General features: G+C 42.9%; 17 protein-coding genes, 1 tRNA gene, 1 other RNA gene and 2 pseudogenes. 17 read left to right on the top strand and 4 right to left on the bottom strand.

Features of this window, described 5'->3' with window-relative positions:
- The 4 genes and pseudogenes from A1019T_RS13645 to crcB form a co-directional block, all read left to right on the top strand.
- A pseudogene (locus A1019T_RS13645) lies at window positions 1-88 on the top strand (RNA-guided endonuclease TnpB family protein); the annotation flags it as partial.
- 50 nt (window positions 89-138) lie between these two features.
- Window positions 139-660, top strand: coding sequence for a c-type cytochrome (locus tag A1019T_RS06340; RefSeq protein WP_077450902.1), 522 nt, complete (start codon window positions 139-141; stop codon window positions 658-660).
- A gap of 105 nt (window positions 661-765) precedes the next feature.
- Window positions 766-1,806, top strand: coding sequence for a tRNA (adenosine(37)-N6)-threonylcarbamoyltransferase complex transferase subunit TsaD (gene tsaD / locus A1019T_RS06335; RefSeq protein ID WP_077450901.1), 1,041 nt, complete (start codon window positions 766-768; stop codon window positions 1,804-1,806).
- 50 nt (window positions 1,807-1,856) lie between these two features.
- On the top strand, window positions 1,857-2,231 hold the full coding sequence (gene crcB / locus A1019T_RS06330) for a fluoride efflux transporter CrcB (protein ID WP_077450900.1): 375 nt from the start codon (window positions 1,857-1,859) through the stop codon (window positions 2,229-2,231).
- A gap of 179 nt (window positions 2,232-2,410) precedes the next feature.
- On the opposite strand, the gene A1019T_RS06325 is transcribed toward crcB, so the two are convergent.
- Window positions 2,411-3,352: a LysR family transcriptional regulator gene (locus tag A1019T_RS06325; RefSeq protein WP_077450899.1), complete on the bottom strand. Its 942-nt coding sequence runs from the start codon at window positions 3,350-3,352 to the stop codon at window positions 2,411-2,413.
- A 680-nt stretch (window positions 3,353-4,032) separates the two neighbouring features.
- Between A1019T_RS06325 and A1019T_RS06320 the strand changes: the two genes are divergently transcribed.
- Window positions 4,033-5,406, top strand: a complete 1,374-nt coding sequence (locus tag A1019T_RS06320; protein ID WP_077450898.1) for a dicarboxylate/amino acid:cation symporter — start codon at window positions 4,033-4,035, stop codon at window positions 5,404-5,406.
- A 168-nt stretch (window positions 5,407-5,574) separates the two neighbouring features.
- Here the strand turns inward: A1019T_RS06320 and A1019T_RS06315 are convergent, their stop codons facing one another.
- Entirely contained in the window at window positions 5,575-6,330 is a 756-nt protein-coding gene (locus tag A1019T_RS06315; RefSeq protein WP_077450897.1) for a TSUP family transporter, read from the bottom strand.
- Between the two features lie 367 nt (window positions 6,331-6,697).
- Here A1019T_RS06315 and nhaA point away from each other — a divergent pair, with 367 nt between their 5' ends.
- The 11 genes from nhaA (at window position 6,698) to pdxJ (ending at window position 17,303) form a co-directional block, all read left to right on the top strand.
- Window positions 6,698-7,903 (top strand): Na+/H+ antiporter NhaA, encoded by a 1,206-nt coding sequence (gene nhaA, locus A1019T_RS06310; RefSeq protein ID WP_077450896.1) that lies wholly within the window; start codon window positions 6,698-6,700, stop codon window positions 7,901-7,903.
- Window positions 7,904-8,021: 118 nt separating this feature from the next.
- A complete protein-coding gene (locus A1019T_RS06305; RefSeq protein WP_244156557.1) occupies window positions 8,022-8,594 on the top strand; it encodes a DUF2799 domain-containing protein in 573 nt (190 codons plus the stop codon).
- Between the two features lie 306 nt (window positions 8,595-8,900).
- Window positions 8,901-9,287 (top strand): MliC family protein, encoded by a 387-nt coding sequence (locus tag A1019T_RS06300; protein ID WP_077450894.1) that lies wholly within the window; start codon window positions 8,901-8,903, stop codon window positions 9,285-9,287.
- Window positions 9,288-9,468: 181 nt separating this feature from the next.
- Window positions 9,469-9,839: RNase P RNA component class A (gene rnpB / locus A1019T_RS06295), an RNA gene on the top strand.
- A 148-nt stretch (window positions 9,840-9,987) separates the two neighbouring features.
- Window positions 9,988-10,064, top strand: a tRNA-Met gene (locus tag A1019T_RS06290).
- 332 nt (window positions 10,065-10,396) lie between these two features.
- Entirely contained in the window at window positions 10,397-12,199 is a 1,803-nt protein-coding gene (gene lepA / locus A1019T_RS06285) for a translation elongation factor 4 (RefSeq protein WP_077450893.1), read from the top strand.
- A gap of 149 nt (window positions 12,200-12,348) precedes the next feature.
- Window positions 12,349-13,476, top strand: a complete 1,128-nt coding sequence (gene lepB / locus A1019T_RS06275) for a signal peptidase I (RefSeq protein ID WP_208608044.1) — start codon at window positions 12,349-12,351, stop codon at window positions 13,474-13,476.
- A 198-nt stretch (window positions 13,477-13,674) separates the two neighbouring features.
- Window positions 13,675-14,496, top strand: a complete 822-nt coding sequence (rnc, locus tag A1019T_RS06270) for a ribonuclease III (RefSeq protein WP_095532573.1) — start codon at window positions 13,675-13,677, stop codon at window positions 14,494-14,496.
- 49 nt (window positions 14,497-14,545) lie between these two features.
- Window positions 14,546-15,562 (top strand): GTPase Era, encoded by a 1,017-nt coding sequence (gene era / locus A1019T_RS06265; protein ID WP_077450892.1) that lies wholly within the window; start codon window positions 14,546-14,548, stop codon window positions 15,560-15,562.
- 80 nt (window positions 15,563-15,642) lie between these two features.
- Complete coding sequence (gene recO, locus A1019T_RS06260; RefSeq protein WP_077450891.1) at window positions 15,643-16,425, top strand: DNA repair protein RecO; 783 nt, start codon at window positions 15,643-15,645, stop codon at window positions 16,423-16,425.
- Between the two features lie 113 nt (window positions 16,426-16,538).
- Window positions 16,539-17,303: a pyridoxine 5'-phosphate synthase gene (pdxJ, locus tag A1019T_RS06255; RefSeq protein WP_077450890.1), complete on the top strand. Its 765-nt coding sequence runs from the start codon at window positions 16,539-16,541 to the stop codon at window positions 17,301-17,303.
- A gap of 203 nt (window positions 17,304-17,506) precedes the next feature.
- Here pdxJ and tnpA read toward each other — a convergent pair.
- Window positions 17,507-18,022 (bottom strand): annotated as a pseudogene (gene tnpA, locus A1019T_RS13635) (IS200/IS605 family transposase).
- A gap of 60 nt (window positions 18,023-18,082) precedes the next feature.
- Between tnpA and A1019T_RS06240 the strand changes: the two are divergent.
- Window positions 18,083-18,178 carry a helix-turn-helix domain-containing protein gene (locus A1019T_RS06240; RefSeq protein WP_244156556.1) on the top strand — a complete coding sequence of 32 codons (96 nt, stop codon included), beginning with the start codon at window positions 18,083-18,085 and terminating at the stop codon, window positions 18,176-18,178.
- Window positions 18,179-18,263: 85 nt separating this feature from the next.
- Here A1019T_RS06240 and A1019T_RS06235 read toward each other — a convergent pair.
- Window positions 18,264-18,502 (bottom strand): transposase (locus A1019T_RS06235; RefSeq protein ID WP_143514092.1); only part of this gene is annotated, 239 nt, incomplete at its 5' end.

Here is an 18,502-nt window from a genome sequence, read left to right as displayed (position 1 = left end):
CACATGGCATGATAGAGATATCAATGCTGCTAAGAACATCCTTGCGGTCGGGCTTGACCGTCTAGCTGTAGGAATCCCCTCGGTTTAGCGAGGGGAGGAGGTCAACTTAAAATTTCAAAAGCTAATATGAGGATTCTCATGCTAAATATAAATAAACAACAAGGCGGTAAAAACGGATTGGCACCTTTTAGTAAAGCAGGACTGCTTTTAGCAGGTATCCTAACTTTAGGCATGGCAGTCGGTTGTAGTGATGGCTCAGAGTCTGAGACAGTAGCTGAGCCTGCTGCCAGTGAAAGTGTGGCTACAGAACCGGCCGCTGAAGTGGTAGAGCCAGAAGAAGCGGCAGAGCCAGAAGCTGAGGCTGCTACAGAAGTTGAAGCCAGCACTGACGCAGCTGCTGCTGCCCCTTTATCAGCAGAAGCAGGGGCGGAGTTGTATGAATCGCACTGTAAGCAATGTCACGAAAAAGGGCTGTTAAGTGCACCGAAGTTTGGCAATACCACAGACTGGGCGCCTCGTATTGCTAAAGGTAAAGAGACTTTGTATAAGCACTCAGCAGAAGGTTTCAAGGCCATGCCACCTCAAGCTATTAACGGGGTAACTGTAGAGCAGGTACATGCTGCAGTAGATTATATGGTTGAACAGGCTAGCGAAAGCTAAAAATGCCCTTGATATTCTGCTAAAATACCGCCACTGTGTAGACATCGTGGCGGTATTTTTTTGTCATGATTGTCTTTACTTCAATTATCAAACAGTAGGTGCGACTTGAAAGTTTTAGGTTTAGAAACATCATGTGATGAAACAGGGTTGGCCATCTTTGATAGCGAGCTTCTTGCAGCAGGTAAAAGTGGTTTGCTAGGCCAAGTTCTGTATTCTCAGATTGAACTGCATGCCACTTATGGGGGTGTGGTGCCTGAGCTTGCCAGTCGCGACCACATTCGAAAATTGGTACCGCTACTTGATGAGTTGTTGACCCAGTGCAATATCAGCAAAGAGGATATTGATGCTGTTGCCTTTACCAAAGGACCAGGTCTTATCGGTGCCTTAATGACCGGAGCACTTTTTGGTCGTAGCTTGGCTTATGGATTGGACGTGCCAGCCATTGGGATTCACCATATGGAGGGGCATTTGCTGTCCCCTTTATTGGGGCCTAATCCGCCCAAATTTCCTTTTGTCTCTCTGTTGGTATCAGGGGGTCATACGCTATTAGTAGCTGCCCATGGTATAGGCGAGTATGAGATTCTAGGTGAGAGCATTGATGATGCGGCGGGTGAGTGCTTTGATAAAGCGGCTAAAATGCTAGGCTTGCCTTACCCAGGGGGTCCGAATGTGGCGCGCTTGGCCGAAAATGGTGACCCATCAAAGTATGAGTTGCCCCGGCCCATGTTACACCGAGGATTGGACTTCTCTTTTAGTGGTATGAAAACGGCGGTACATAATCTAATTAAAGACACCCCAGGATCAGATACAGATGAGCAAGTCAGAGACGATATTGCGGCCAGTTTCCAGCACGCTGTTGTAGATACCTTGGTTAAAAAGTGTGTTAAAGCCTTAAAACAGACTGGCATGAAGCAATTGGTTATCGCCGGCGGGGTGAGTGCCAATTTACATCTGCGTCAAACTTTAGAACAAGAGTTGGCAAAAAATCAGGCCACGGTTCATTATGCTCCGTTAGAGCTGTGTACGGATAATGGGGCAATGATTGCTTACGCCGGATATCAGCGCCTACGAGCCGGTCAGAGTGATGATTTGGCAGTCAGTTGTGTGCCCAGATGGACCATCAGTGATTTGCCGGCTTTGACTTAGTTTAATGAGTGTTAGCTTGGCAATAATAAAAGGGTAAATAAGGACAGTACATGCAGTGGTTAGCAATAGGTATCGGAGCTGCAATAGGGGCGTGCTTACGGGCATGGTTGGCTAAGCTCAATCCGCTGCACGCTTGGATTCCTTTGGGTACCTTGGGGGCGAATATCCTGGGTGGCCTGTTAATCGGTATGGCCATGGTAGTCTTCGTAAAAGTAGGACAGAATTGGCATCCTAACGTTAAGCTGTTTGTGATTACCGGTTTTTTGGGTGGACTGACTACTTTTAGTACCTTTAGCAGTGAGGTGTTTGGCTTATTGCATGAGGGAAAGGTTGTGGCGGGTTTAGGCTTAATAGGGCTACACGTGCTACTGACTTTGACAGCCACTGCCTTAGGGTATTATGTCACTCGACTGATGCTATCTTAAACTCGTTGTAAACTTATTATCCCCATCTCAGCCTGTCTGTCTGGTCATCTCGCCTCAGCTTATCTAACTCTTTGATAGCTTGGTTAAAACCCGCCTAACTTTATTTTTTTCTTTCTTATCTTTTCTTATTTTAAGTCATCCTTTCTGACTGTAGTTAAGTTTTTTAGCTAAGTTCTTTGCTAGGGCTTTACCAGCTCATCCAATAGCTTAGCAAAGCCTTGCATATAAGCGACTTCTTGACTTTTTTCGCGAGTGGCGGCAAATAACTGACAAAACACCCCATGTCTATTTTGATTTTGTATAGACGAGGGTAAGTCTTTATTCAAGCTGTTCGGAGAAATAAGAGGCCGTGTCACAATCCATCCTTTTTTCTCATATTCTGCGGCTACCCAGTCAGGTAAAGCAGCCACGCCTCGCTCACTGGCGACCAATTGAATTAACATAGCGGTCAATTCTGTAGTGCGTATTTTGGCAAAGCTGACTTCAGCGGGCGCCATGAATTTGGCAATCACATCCAGTCGTTTGGCTTCTACCGGATAAGCAATCAAGGTTTGATCCACAAGATCACTAGGAGCAATGCTTTGTTTGCTGGCTAGCGGATGGGTAGGGGATAATACCAAGCGGCTTTCATAGGTAAATAGGGGTTGGTAACAGATGCCCTCTAACTCTAAGTCACTGGTAGTGATTAATAAATCAATGTCCCCTTCCATTAACAGGTGATGCGGCTCCGGCTCAAAGCCTGTGGCAAAATCAAGCTCCACATCTGACCATTCGCGTCGGAACTGATTCAAAATAGGCATGAGCCAATCAAAACAACTGTGACATTCAGAAGCCAAACGAAGACGACCGGCTTGGCCATGAGCCAGTCTTTTTAGGTTGTTTTTAGTTCTAACGACTTGAGGCAAAATATTGTCAGCCAGTTTTAGCACCACATTACCCGCGGGGGTAAAAGTCAACGGCCGCGATCGACGATTCACCAGTTTCACACCATAATAATTCTCTAGCTCTTTTAATTGATGCGAGACAGCAGAGGCGGTGACATGGAGCTCATCTGCAGCAGCGGCAAGTGAACCATGGGCACGTAAGGCAGAAAGGGTTTGTAGATGACGAAGCTCAAGCATAGTTTTAGATCATTTTATTGGATGGCTTTAGTCTCTATTCTACCCCATTATCTAGATGATATTCATCTGCTTCATTAAGTCCTAGATTATCGAGGTTAAAGAGTGGGGAATCGGCTTTTTGGTGAGGTGGAGTGAAGGTTGATATAAGTAGAGATCGACTAAAAAAGGTAGGCGGTTTTTGTACGAGTAATAACTCATGAGAATAGGTATCATAAAAATAACTTGCGATAGAGGTAACTTTTACTTTATATTGAATGCCATACCAAGGAGTCACATAGATTTACATTAGAGTAACTATTAGTTGAGAAGCATTGGCCGGGATATTCATTTATTGAAACCGCTAATAACCTCTTAATGAACGTTAATGTATTTAATGACTGTGACTCAAAACTCACAAGGAAGATGGATAACTGCCTTATTTTTTATGACAATTACTTCTGTTATCAACTTTAGATAACGAGAAACATAAAAATCAATAAAGCAGTTAGTCATAGTGAAATTGTCTATAGCAGAGTGAAAAAACAACAGGGCTATTAAGCCATAAACGACGTTTTTTCTATCCCCGCTACTGTGCTAATGAATAAATTCAGCATCTCCCTTTTAAACCAGTATTCTGAGATAGCAAGTGTGCTCACAAATTAAGGCACTTGCCTATAGGGTTATGCATTGAGGATAAAGCTATGTGGAAAAATATGGGTTTGACCAGTAAGATTCTGGTCGCAATGGTACTAGGTATCATTCTAGGACTAATTTTTAACTATACCGGCTTAAACGCTGAGGGTGGTTTCGTTAACAATTATTTAGTAAATGGCTTATTTAGTATCATTGGTAAGCTGTTTGTTAACTCGCTAAAAATGTTGGTTGTGCCTTTGGTGCTAATCTCACTTATTTGTGGGGTTTGTGGTATTGGTGACATCCGATTGCTAGGTCGTATTGGTACTAAGACCTTCTTTATCTATATGGTCACTACGGCCATTGCTATTGCCACTGCCATTGGTCTTGGCTCAATATTTGGCATTGGTAAAGGAATGAACCTTAAGCCTGAGAACGCTTTTGAAGCCAAAGATGCACCGCCTTTAATTGACGTTTTCTCAAATATCATTCCGTCTAACCCGATTAGTGCCATGGCCAATGGCGATATGCTGTCTATCATTTTCTTTGCCATTTTAATTGGTATTAGTATTTTGATGGTAGGTAGGCCCGCTAAAGGTTTGGTGCAAAGTTTAGAGCTGATTAATGAAGTTATCTTAAAAATGGTAACCATCATTATGAATTTAGCCCCATACGGCGTGTTTGCGCTGTTAGTCCAGGCTATGTCAGATTTAGGCTTAGACTTGATGGTGTCCTTATTTGGTTATGTGGCTGTGTTGGTAGGCTCTTTGGCTTTCCACTTCTTTGTGACCATGATGATTATCCTAAAGTTTACTTCAGGACTATCGGTAAGAACCTTCTTAGCCAAAATGCGTGAAGTACAGATTTTTGCTTTTAGTACTTCAAGCTCGAACGCCACTATTCCAGTTAGCTTACGCACTGTAACTAAGCGTATGGGTGTTGATAACTCGGTAGCGTCATTCACCATTCCTTTTGGTGCAACCATCAATATGGATGGTACCGCCATTATGCAAGGTACAGCCACTATCTTTATCGCCAACTTATACGGTATAGATTTAAGTGCAGGCCAGTACCTAATGGTTATCCTAATGTCAGTATTGGCATCTGTAGGTACCGCAGGGGTACCGGGTGTGGGCCTGATTATGCTGTCAATGGTGTTTGCTCAAGTGGGGTTACCTATCGAAGGTATTGGTCTGATCTTAGGTGTTGACCGTTTGCTTGATATGCTACGTACCGCAGTGAACGTCGGCGGTGATGCGGCAGTGACTGCTATCGTGGCAAAATCAGAAGGCAAAATGGATCTAAATGTTTATAATGATCCAGAAGCGGGCACCAAAGATGTGTTTAATGGTTACATTGATCCAGAAAGTGAGCAAGAATTTGCTCATGTAATGAGTGATGGTATTATGGGTAGTGAATATGATGATTTGAATAAGCGCTAGGATTTGTTAGTCAAGCGTTATTTCCTATAAAGTCATCTTGTAAAGCCATGATACGTAAAAAGCCCCAATATTTATTGGGGCTTTTTTTATCTTCGTTATCTAATGCCTGTTATGCAATATGTGTCAAAGGGACTTATCTTAGCAGCCAAAATAGTGATAACTGGCTATTTAGCCCATCATATATTTGGTAACCATGGCCAAACAAACCAGAACAATCACCGGGCGGATAATTTTGCTCCCGCCTTTTACCACCATATGTGAGCCTGCATAAGCGCCTATGGTTTGCCCGACCATCATCGCTAGGCCTACTTTCCACAGCACATTGCCACCAATAATAAAGAAGATAAGGGAGGCTATGTTGGTAGATAGATTTAATACTTTGGCCGCCCCAGTGGCAGCAATAATTTGTCTGCCACGTAATGCCACATTGCCTAGAGCAAAAAACATACCGGTGCCTGGGCCGACATAGCCATCATAAAAGCCAATCAAAGGGGCGACCACTCGTTGCCAAGTAGACTCTGATACCCTAGGCTCCGCTTCTACTTCGCCCAAACTTGGCGCAAATAAGGTATAGATACCAATAGCCGCAATTAAAAAAGGAATAAGCTTTTCTAGCATGTCAGGGGGGGACATCTGTACGGCGATGGTGCCGAGCACGGATCCTATAAAAGCACCCGCAATGGCCAATTTCATCTTTGAGGGGGAGACCACCCCTTTTTTTATCATAGTGATAGAAGCGGTTAAGGCGCCAGAAGCCGCCTGTAGTTTATTGGTGCCTAGAGTTAAAACGGGCGGGATGTTGGCCAGTAACATAGCTGGAATGGTCAGCAGTCCGCCCCCACCAGCAATGGCATCAATAAAGCCGGCGACAGCTGCCACTGCGGTTAACATCAAAATAACTTCAAGGGTTAAAGAAAAATCCATAGGTGATGTCCAAAAACTAGGCTAAGGGCATAGAGGGCTTAGCTAAATCTAAAAATAAAGGATGAGTAGAAGGGATGAAAACGACCGTTGCGCTATGTTAAAGAAAATCGAGAATTATAGCACGCAGTCAAAGTGAGCGAGTGTTGGATTACTGATTTAGTGGCAGCAATTTCAGGTATTAATGAAACCCAGCGCTTTATTAAATAAGGAAAATAGGGGTAAAGAGTGGCTGTTTTTAGATTTTAAATTTTATCTCGATATAGCACACTTTTCTGCTACCATAAATGTGAAATGTATAAAGACAAATTAATAAATTAAATAGTTTGGTGGGTTATAGCTTGGCCCATTAGCAGGACAGTGAGGAAGCATGGTGTTTCAAAAACTAAAAAAATTCTTTGAGTATGAGGCGGCAGGGGGCATTGTATTGGCCATCGCTGCCATTGCAGCGATGATTGTCGCTAACTCGCCTCTCAACCACTGGTATGAGTCTTTTATTCATGCCCCAGTGGTGGTGCAGGTTGGAAACCTTATTATTGATAAAGACGCTCATCATTGGATTAATGATGGGCTGATGGCGGTATTCTTCTTTTTAGTGGGCCTAGAGCTAAAACGGGAAGTATTAATTGGCGAGCTGTCAAATATTAAGCAAATTATATTGCCGGCGGCAGCGGCGATCGGCGGTATGATCGTACCCGCCTTGGTGTATGTGGCGTTTAACCACAATAACCCCGATTATTTAGCAGGCTGGGCCATCCCTGCCGCCACTGACATTGCATTTGCTATTGGTATTTTAAGCTTATTGGGCAGTCGAGTTCCCAACTCACTAAAAATATTCTTGGTATCCATCGCTATTTTTGATGATATTGGGGCCATTTTAATCATTGCTCTCTTCTATACCAGTGATTTATCTTTACTGTCGTTAGCAGTAGCCGGGATATGTTTGCCCTTTCTATATTTGCTTAATAAGCGCAATGTCACGGCAATTACTCCTTATTTATTCTTTGGAATAATTATGTGGATTGCAGTGCTTAAATCTGGCGTTCATGCCACTTTGGCAGGCGTATTATTGGCGTTATTCATTCCTATGGTGAACACAGATGACCCTGAGCACTCGCCCCTTGAAGATTTAGAGCATGACTTACATGGCACGGTAGCTTTTGCGATTTTACCGCTATTTGCTTTTGCCAATGCTGGTATCTCATTACAAGGTGCAGGATTTGCCCAGTTATTTCACTCGGTACCCTTTGGTATTGCCGCCGGCTTATTTATCGGTAAGCAGGTGGGTATTATGCTAATGACTTGGGGCATTATTAAGGCAGGTATGGCGTCATTGCCCAGTGGTACTAACTTTAAACAGATCTATGGGGTGTCTCTACTTTGTGGGGTGGGCTTCACGATGAGCTTATTCATTAGTGGCCTAGCCTTTGGTGGGGTAACCGAAGGGTTTGATCCGCGTTTGGGTATTATTTTGGGCTCTATTATATCTGGTGTCGTAGGGTATACAGTGCTGAAATATACTTTAAAAGAGGAGGCATCCACGGGTATCACTGCTATAGACTTAACCAAAAGCTAGTAAGAGTTAAGCCGTAAAAATAAACGTTAATGGCTAATAACCTAGATTAACTCTACCGGCCAGAAGAGAGGGAAATCCCCGTTCTTCTGGCCGGATTCACAAAGGGAGCAGTGTCATTGTGAAAATAAGTTCTACTTTGTTAATAGTGGCTGCCGCATTTTTTGGATTAACGGGGTGTGCCACCTTATCCAAACAGGAATGTATGACGGGCAATTGGCAAGCCATTGGCTTTGCTGATGGCGCGGCAGGCAGGACAGCTGATTATTTAAATAATCACAATAAAGCTTGTGCCAAGGTAGGGGTAGCCGCAGATTATAAGGCTTGGGAGCAAGGTCGTAAGGAAGGCCTGAAGCAGTATTGTAATGAAACTAATGCTTATCAAATTGGCCGCAGAGGGTCGCAAATGAGTCCGGTGTGTCCCGCCAATGTTACCGCTAAGCTAGAGCGTATTAATGCCAATGGTCGTCAGTACTACTCGTTGAATAAGCAGCTAGGTATCGAGCAAGAGCGTCTAAAAAAATACCAAGATGATTTTGATAAGCTGCGTAGTGGGGATAATTTAAACTTCACCAGCGAAAAAGAGGCGCGCAGTTATTTGATTCAGTTACCAGCCAAAGCCAGTAAAGTCAGTGAGCGTATTAAGAATATAGAGCAAGCTCTTGAGCAGTTACAAATAAAATATGGCTATTAGCAGCAGTAAGGCAGTTACAGTTATCACCTATTCTCTGTTCAATAGGTAGCCCTTAAAAAAGAGATAGCTCTAAAATGAGTGATGTGACTGTTACAAAAATTACTCAAAACCATGAAGAGAATACTAATAGACGTGACAAGAGGTAACAGACAGCGATGTGAGGTCAATTATAATAGAGCCAGACTAATTATTTAATTACTTACTTTGGGGCAATTTTTATACAACACATTGATATTAATTCCTCTTTTTCTTATCCGTCTAATTAAAATTTATCGTTTTAATTAAAATAATTTCTGGAGTCTCTTTATGAAAAAGCTACTAACTTTATTACCTCTAAGCTTAGTTATGGCCGCTTGTGCCACTAGCCCAACAACCACTGCACCAGGCTCAACTACTAATAAAGCTTATGACCGTATGGCGCCAGAGCAGTTTGTTTGTGAAGACAATGCTACTATACAAGCTAAATACTCAATTGATGGCGAGCAAGCGACAATCAACGCAAGCTTACCTAAAGCCAATTGGAATAACCAGACCGTAGTTATGGACATTGCAACTGCAGGTTCTGGATCACGCTATGTGAATAACGCTAGTCAAAACGTTACTTATGATTGGCATACCAAAGCTGACCTAGGTATCATGAGCCTAACTTGGGCAGATGGCACTGAATATGCGGTTAAATGTGAGCGCAGATAAGGTTCTGATGTAAAGCTTAGTTTAAAGCTTTAGACATAGCTGTCTTAGAGACAGCTAAAGTATAAAAAAACAGCAATGACAGTAAGTCGTTGCTGTTTTTTTGGTATTAGGCTGTTGTGATTTTTCAAATAGTTGGCAACTTCTTCTATCATATTTTTTTTGGTCTGTTATAATGTGCGACTTGGTAAACCAGACGATCGCCGTTTTGCTTTTGCAGAAGGGAGGAAAGTCCGGGCTACATAAGGCAGCGTGCCAGCTAACGGCTGGGCGGGGTAACCCGACGACAAGTGCAGCAGAGAGGAGACCGCCTCAATTAAGCTCTACAGCCTAGCTGTAAAGTGTGAGGTAAGGGTGAAAGGGTGCGGTAAGAGCGCACCGCATGGCTGGCAACAGTTCATGGCAAGGTAAACTCCACGCGTAGCAAGACCAAATAGGTGTCCATTACTTGTCGCCTGCAGGGGACACGGGTAGGTTGCTCGAGCGTATTGGCAACGATACGCCTAGATGAATGATCGTTCACGACAGAACCCGGCTTATCGGTTTACCAAAAATCTTTTATGCTTACTACAAAAAAGCGTATATAATAGCCACTTGCTAATGAAATAGCAGAGATTTCCCCTAAACTTTAAAATATTTTCAATTTTTTTGCATTTAGGGGTTGACGGCTTATAATGTTTTAGGGATAATACCGCCCTCAAATGGCGATGTAGCTCAGCTGGTTAGAGCGCACGACTCATAATCGTGAGGTCAAGAGTTCAAGTCTCTTCATCGCCACCATATATTTGGCCATTAGCGCCTAAAATAGCCGATTACTTTGCCCTATTAAGCTAAGTAGTTGGCTTTTTTTATGTCTCTTCGTTTTGTTGGTATCCTCAATTTAATGATTTAGTTAGCTGCTAACGGTTTGGCCAATGGTTTGGTTAATAGTTTAAAAGTTAAATGAGATTTACGCTGACAATAACGCTCAAAAACTCAGTTTTGACCTGTGTCAATCAGCATTGCATTTCTATCACTTACAAGCTAACTTAAAGCTGATAGAATAGATGACCTTAATATATTTTTTACTTCATTTTCCATTAATGAACTCAACAACTAGGTAGCCGCAAGACGTGACCGCATTATCAAATATTCGAAATTTCTCAATCATCGCCCATATTGACCATGGTAAATCAACCTTGGCTGATCGCTTTATTCAGACTTGTGGTGCGCTGCAGGATCGTGAAATGCAGGCCCAAGTCTTAGACTCAATGGATATTGAGCGTGAGCGTGGTATTACTATTAAAGCGCAGTCAGTGACCTTGTATTATGATCACCCTAATGGCGAGCGTTATCAGCTTAATTTCATTGATACCCCAGGCCACGTAGACTTCTCTTATGAGGTTTCGCGCTCATTGGCCGCATGTGAAGGGGCTCTGCTGGTTGTGGATGCTGCTCAAGGTGTCGAAGCTCAGTCGGTGGCAAACTGCTATACCGCTGTGGACTTAGGTCTTGAAGTATTGCCGGTACTGAACAAAATTGACTTACCGCAAGTTGAGCCTGAGCGGGTGATTCAAGAGATTGAAGATATTATTGGTATTGAAGCAATGGATGCTCCCCGCGTTTCTGCCAAATCAGGCCTAGGCGTTGATGAGCTGTTAGAAGCTTTAGTAGAGCGTATTCCTGCCCCAACGGGAGACCGAGAGGCGCCATTACAGGCGTTGATTATTGACTCTTGGTTTGACAACTACTTAGGTGTGGTCTCTTTGGTGCGTGTGCGCCAAGGTAGTATCAAAAGTGGGGATAAAATTTTAATTAAGTCGACCATGGAGTCTCATTTAGTGACCTCCATTGGTGTCTTTACCCCTAAGCCTTTAGAGACAGGTAAGTTAGAGGCAGGGGAGGTGGGCTTTGTTATTGCAGGTATTAAAGACATCCATGGGGCGCCAGTGGGGGATACCATTACTCACGCTAAGACTCCAGACGTTGAACTTATTCCAGGATTTAAACAAATCACGCCACAGGTTTATGCCGGTTTATTCCCAGTAGATTCAGGCGACTTTGAGAAGTTCCGTGAAGCGCTACAAAAACTGCAGATTAATGACTCAGCTTTATTTTTTGAGCCAGATACTTCAGATGCTCTAGGCTTTGGTTTCCGTTGTGGTTTCCTTGGTATGTTGCACATGGAGATTATTCAAGAGCGTTTAGAGCGTGAATACAACCTTGATCTGATTACCACAGCCCCGTCTGTAATCTATGAGATTAAAAAGAAAAACGGTGAGGTTATGCTGGTGGATAACCCTTCTAAGCTACCAGATCCTGGTTTCGTGGAAGAGTTCCGAGAGCCCATTGCGCGTTGTCAGATTCTTGTACCACAAGACTATCTAGGTAACGTGATGACCTTATGTATGGAGCGCCGCGGGGTTCAAGTGGACATGCGCTTTATGGGTAAACAAGTGCAACTGGTTTTTGATATTCCGCTTGGTGAAGTGGTAATGGACTTCTTTGACCGTTTAAAATCAGTGTCACGTGGGTTTGCCTCATTAGACTATGAGTTTGACCGCTATGAAGTGGACAAACTGGTTAAAGTAGACGTGTTAATCAACGGCGATAAAGTAGATGCTCTAGCCATGATTTGTCACCAAGAGCAAGCCCGTTATCGCGGTAATCAGCTGGTAGAGAAGATGAAAGAGCTGATTCCAAGACAGATGTTTGATGTGGCGATTCAGGCGGCGATTGGCAGTCAGATTATTGCGCGTAGTACGGTTAAAGCGATGCGTAAAGACGTTCTTGCTAAGTGTTACGGTGGTGACGTTTCTCGTAAGAAGAAACTACTGTCGAAGCAAAAAGAAGGTAAAAAACGTATGAAGCAAGTGGGTAGTGTGGAGATTCCACAAGAAGCCTTCTTAGCTGTGTTACAAGTGGATAACCAATAAGCTTATCCTGGCAGAATCGATTTTAAGGGCTTAGCCTCTAAGCCCTATAATTCAAACTCTATAATTTAAATAAAAACAATAGGCCAAGACTTTAAGTGATTAGCTTTTTAGTAAGCTTGGCATAATAACAAAGCGGTTAAGGCAGCAGTATGGACTTTGATTTTAATTTAATTTTAGTGCCAGTAACCTTGATTCTTGGGGTGATATGGCTGCTTGATAAGCTTTGGCTAAAGCAACACAAGAAGGCTAAAACAAGTAACTCAAAAGAGCTTCAAGCAGCGCAAGATAATTTAGCGAATAAAAAAGCGGCTTATATTCAGACCTTGTCTGAGCACAATATGTTCCATGAGAACAGTGATCAGGATTTAGAGACGATTAACGTGATTGACGCTCCCATGCCGGTTAAGCAGGCTGAGCGCGAATATCGTGAGGCCAAAAGATTGGCCAATCAATCGATCTCTCAAAAGTCTACTCAGTCCTCTAAAGAGCATTTTTTAATTCGCTGGGCTCATGATTACTTTCCCGTGTTGGCAATCGTGTTGGTAGTGCGCTCGTTCATTGTTGAGCCGTTTAATATCCCTTCTTCATCGATGGTACCCACCCTGTACACTGGCGACTTTGTGGCGGTAAATAAATACGCTTATGGTATTCGCTTACCCTTAACTTATAATAAAGTAATCAATGTAGGTGAGCCACAACACGGCGATGTGGTGGTATTCCGTTACCCAGAAAACCCGAAGATTTATTACATCAAGCGTATCATTGGCTTACCGGGTGATGAGGTTAGCTTTAATAAGGGTCAGCTCTCGGTAAACGGGCAACCAGTGCCAAGTGAGCAAGTTGAATTCACGGCAGATGAGGCGCTAACCAATCAGCTGTATACGCCAGTTAAAAGTAGTGATCCTAGCCGCGAGTGGGATTTGTCCCCTGAAAACGCGGCCATGGTGGCACAAAGTGAAGAAAGTGGTGCTCGATATTTCCAGGAAAAGTTGGGTGAGCATACTTACTTACGCCGTTACTTATCTCCCGATTTAGTGCGTGCTGAATACTCAGATTTTTTACAGCAGCCGATAGAGTATGACGGTAGTTGGAGCGTAAAAGTTCCTGAAGGTAATTACTTCGTAATGGGTGATAACTCAGACCGCAGTGAAGATGGTCGCTATTGGGGCTACGTTCCTGATGAGAACTTGGCAGGTAAAGCGGTTTATGTGTGGATGCACAAAAAGCCGGGTTTGTCTAACTTGCCAACCTTTAGCCATAACCGGGCCATTGACTAAATATGATTGTAGCAAGCGGTGTGTCACAGCTTTAAAAGTTCTATTCGTTTTAAATAGATTTGAAGCACCGCAGCAAGTCCTAACCTTAATTAAAATGCCGTAAACTTGAGTACTTAATTTAATCCCTTTTATTAATATACCTAGCTGTTTCTGACGCCCCCTTGAGTGCAGTAATAGTTTTTAATATGCCGAAATAATATGCCAAAAGTTTTTAAAAAAGAAAGTGGTGATAGCGAGAAGATAACAGAAGTTGCTGAGATAGCCTCTTCTAGTAAGCAGCCCCCCAAACAACGCTATACAAACTTTGAAAAAGGTTTGCCCAGTTTGCAAAAAGCCTTGGGTTATAGTTTCAAAGACACCACTTTGGCAAAGTTGGCTTTAACCCACCGCTCTTATGATGGCAAAATTAACTATGAGCGATTGGAGTTTTTAGGGGATGCTTTGCTAGGGATGATTATTGGTGAGGCATTATATTATCAATATCCCAATCAAGATGAAGGTCGGCTAACGCGCATGCGGGCCACCTTGGTTCGTCAAGAATCACTGGTCATCGTCGCACAAAAGCTTAACTTATCTTCCCATCTAATCTTGGGGATAGGGGAGCGTAAAGGGGGGGGTCGTGAGCGAGCGTCAATATTGGCAGATACAGTTGAGTCTTTAATTGGGGCCATTTATTTAGATAGTCAAAGTGTTGATGTGGTTAAAGCTTGTGTTCTAAGTTGGTTTGCTGAACTGATAGATAATGTGAACGATCAGCGGGTTTTAAAAGACGCCAAAAGCCGACTACAAGAGTGGCTACAAGGTCATAAGTATGACCTTCCTAACTATGAATTATTAGAAACCCAAGGCAATGCCCCTAATCAAATTTTTATTGTACGCTGTGAGGTTGTAGTGCCTCAAACCACCCCTGTGGTTGAGTCGGGTGAGAGTCGCCGTATTGCGGAACAAAAAACAGCAGAGAAGATGATTAATCAGCTAAATAAGCTCGTTAGTGATCGTATTATTAAATTAAAACCTTAAGCCTCTTAATTCAAGAAGTTTCAGAAGATAACATCGGATAAACAGACATATGTCAAACGCACCACAAGAAAACCAACCTTTAGACAATGAATCGAATGAGGCTATTGACGCTTTATTAGACAGCTTCTTTGAAGATGAATCGTTGCCTGAAGATTATCGAGCTGGCTATGTGGCCATCGTTGGTCGTCCCAACGTCGGTAAATCAACCCTAATGAACCACATGTTAGGACAAAAACTATCTATTACCTCACGTAAGCCGCAAACCACCCGTCATCGTATTCATGGTATTTTATCCAATGAAGAGATGCAGGCGGTATTTGTTGATACCCCTGGTATTCACAGCAATGAAGTACGCCTTATTAACGAGCGTATGAACAAGGCTGCTTTCTCCGCTTTAGTCGATGTGGATTTGGTACTATTTGTGGTGGATGGCGAGCAGTGGCGTGAAGACGACTTATTAACCCTTGAAAAAATTGGTGAGACCGATACGCCTGTGGTATTGGTCATCAACAAGGCGGACACCATCAAGGATAAAGGGTCAATCTTGCCTTTGATTGAAACCTATCATGAGAACTTTGACTTTGCGGATATCGTTCCGGTTTCTGCCCTAAAAAATCAGAACTTAGAACGTTTACAACAAGTGATTCGCTCACACTTGCCTCAAGGCGCTCCCATCTATGATACTGAGCAAATTACAGATCGCAGCGAGCGCTTCTTAGCCAGTGAAATTATTCGCGAGAAAATCATGCGTCAATCTGGCGATGAGGTTCCTTATGATTTAACAGTTCAGATCGATGAGTTCAAAGATGAGCCAGCCCATATTGATCCTAAAACAGGCCGTAAGCGTAAAGCAGTGACCTTTATTGATGCCACTATTTTCGTTGAGCGTAATGGTCAAAAAGCCATTATTATTGGCGATAAAGGCAGTCGTATTAAGCAAGTAGGTATCGCCGCGCGCGAAGATATGGAAGCCTTATTCGAGCGCAAGATTATGCTTAACTTATGGGTGAAAGTGAAACAAGGGTGGTCAGATGATGCCCGTGCCTTAACCAGTTTAGGGTATTGATAGTTAAGCTTATAAAGTAGAAAATAGGGCGCTGAGCCCAGTTTCGGAGCTGTCTTTGGACTAGAGGATGGATAAAAACGTTGCGTAATGAACCCCTACATGCGTATAGTTTGCACCAGCGCCCCTATCAAGAAAAAAGAAGTATCTATTACTTATTTACCAAAGAGCATGGAGTCTTGCATGGGGTTAGTAAAAAAGGGATTCCACAGTTTGCACCGTTGATGCTGTTTGCGACGGGAAAAAAATCTTTAAAAACCTTTCAACAGGTAAATATTGCCGAAGCAGTCCCTAGCTTAATGGGACAACAGCAATATGCCGCTTTGTATGTCAATGAAATCACTTTAAAGCTATTACCAGTCGAAGACAGTATGCCTATTGTCTATGCGCAATACGCTCATACCATAACTCAGCTCCAGCAGTCATTAAGCCCGGTGGAACTAAAGCTTGTGCTGCGCGGTTATGAGCAAGTTTTGTTCAGTGAGCTTGGTTTCGCGATTGATCTTGAGCAAGACAGTGAGCAGCAGCTAATTGAGAAAGATCAATCTTACTATTTTGCGCCAGATAGAGGCTGGGTTAAGGCCTCAATCAATGAGTCAGAGCAGCAGAGCGTTTCCAGCGATCAAGCCAGCGCCTCATCTGCAGCAGCTTTGGCCTCATCCTCTAACTTTGACCAACGCCGACACTCAGCTTTTATGCGGCAGTCGCCCATAAAAGGGGATACAATTCTTGCCATGCAGGCTGGAATTAGTGAATCTACTATTAACAGTTGGACCCATCTTCATCGCCAACTCATTGATCACTTATTTGATTATCAGCCATTACAGAGCCGTATTCTATGGCAACAGTTTTATCGTTATCAATAAGGTATGATAGAGAGGTCACGACTCTTATAAAGCCCTTATATTAGGATTGGAGTCAGTTATGAATGCTTATCGAGATATCAGTTATTTTTATCAGTTCTTTAGGGTGAATTATTATGAATAAAATGGTGCAGTCCTCTTCAAACTCCCCGTTATTAGGCGTTAACATCGATCATGTGGCTACCTTACGTCAAGCCCGAGGGGTTAACTATCCAGACCCTATTGAAGCAGCGCTACTTTGTGAGCAAGCGGGAGCAGATGGCATCACCCTTCACTTACGAGAAGACAGACGTCACATTGTAGATGAAGACGTTTATCGCATGAAGCCGTTATTGAAGACGCGTATGAACTTAGAGATGGCCACCACTGAAGAGATGCTTAATATTGCGCTCAAGGTAAAACCTGAATGGGTGTGTTTAGTGCCAGAGAAGCGGGAAGAGCTCACCACAGAAGGCGGTTTAGATGTCGCTTCTCAGCAAGATCATCTTAAAGAATATATAGCAGCCTTGCATGAGGCGGGTATACAGGTTTCTTTATTTGTTGACCCTGAATCGAAGCAAATAGATGCGGCTATGGCCTGCGCGGCTGATGCTGTAGAGCTACATACGGGTCAGTATTCACAAGCAGCGTTAGCAGAAGACAGCGCCGCCACTGCACACGAATTACAAAGAATTCAAAATGCCACAGCCTATGCCTTATCGGTACAAGACACTTTTATTGTTAATGCTGGTCATGGCCTTACTCGGGATAACGTCTATCCTATTGCCAGCATCCCAGGAATTTATGAGCTTAATATCGGGCATGCCTTAATCGCAGATAGCGTATTTATGGGACTTGAAAAAGCAGTTCACGCTATGAAACAGGCAATGCAAGGTGAGTAGTAATAAGCTTAGCCTTATCAGAGAACTCAAGGGCAACCTGTCTTTTTAACGCTGCAAGGCTTGAATCGATAGTTGCCTTGTTAGTTGAGAGAGGTTTGATATATATTGTCGGTTAGGTGGTCATTAGGACTGTATTTAACTTATCGTGCGTAATTCTCCACCTATAATCTTTGATTTAGGTGGAGATGTAAGCACGGGGAGACCTAGTCAGGGCGTTCATGTTTTTCGATATATTGTCTAATGGTATCAATCGTAGCATCACCAGTAGTCAGCAAACAATATGCTCTAGTCCAAAGTACAGGCTTCGAGTAAAACGTTGCCAAATGCTTCGCAAATTCCTTTCTCATCAGTCGGCTAGTGACCGTTTTTAGATTATTGATAAACTTACTTGGCATGATATTGGGGTGCATTTCAATTAGTAAATGCACATGATCGGCTTCTGCATTGAACTCTAATATAGTCGTAGACAAATTAAAGAGCTACAGCGTTAACCTTACTAAGCCCGTTCTAGTAGTACTTGAGGTAGGTTGCCTCGTATCTCATTTGGTTGGCTATGACTATAGCTCAATCTCCCATTTTTGACAAAGGTCAGTTATGATTTCTTTTAGCCTATCAAGCATAGCCCCAGTAAAGCATTTTCTACGATACTTTGTGACCAACACTAAGTGGTAAATAAGTTTGTAAACACAGTGGGAATGTGATTTTAGATGATTATTCATGATTGACACTAAGTAGGGTTTACGCTAAATTATACCTACATTCAAGTTGACTAACAAGCCATGCTCAAAGCCTATAAATATCGCATTTACCCGAATCTTGAACAGCAGGTGCTAATCGAAAAGCATTTTGGTTGTAGCCGTTTTGTCTTCAACTAGGCGTTGGCATTGCAAAAACGCTATTATGGCATGTTTGGCAAATCTTTATCACGCAGTAAAATTCAAAGCCATTTAGGGCGTGTCCTCAATTTAACTTACAGTGAATAATAGTACAAGCTAGGTAAAGCATAGATTTAAAATTGCATGCTAACTTTTCATAGCGTGTTGCTATACTGCGAAAATGCTTTAATCGAGCGAACATATTTTCAACTAGATGGCGTAATTTATAAAGGTAACTGTCAAACTCTGGGTTAGGTTGTTTGGTATTTTTTCTTCTAGGAATAACCGCTTTCATGCCATGTTCTATCGCTTTATCTCTGATTT

Source organism: Psychrobacter piechaudii (assembly GCF_900162825.1).
GTDB lineage: Bacteria > Pseudomonadota > Gammaproteobacteria > Pseudomonadales > Moraxellaceae > Psychrobacter > Psychrobacter piechaudii.
Note: the sequence above shows the minus strand (reverse complement) of the source record. Positions and strands in the feature narration are given on the sequence as shown.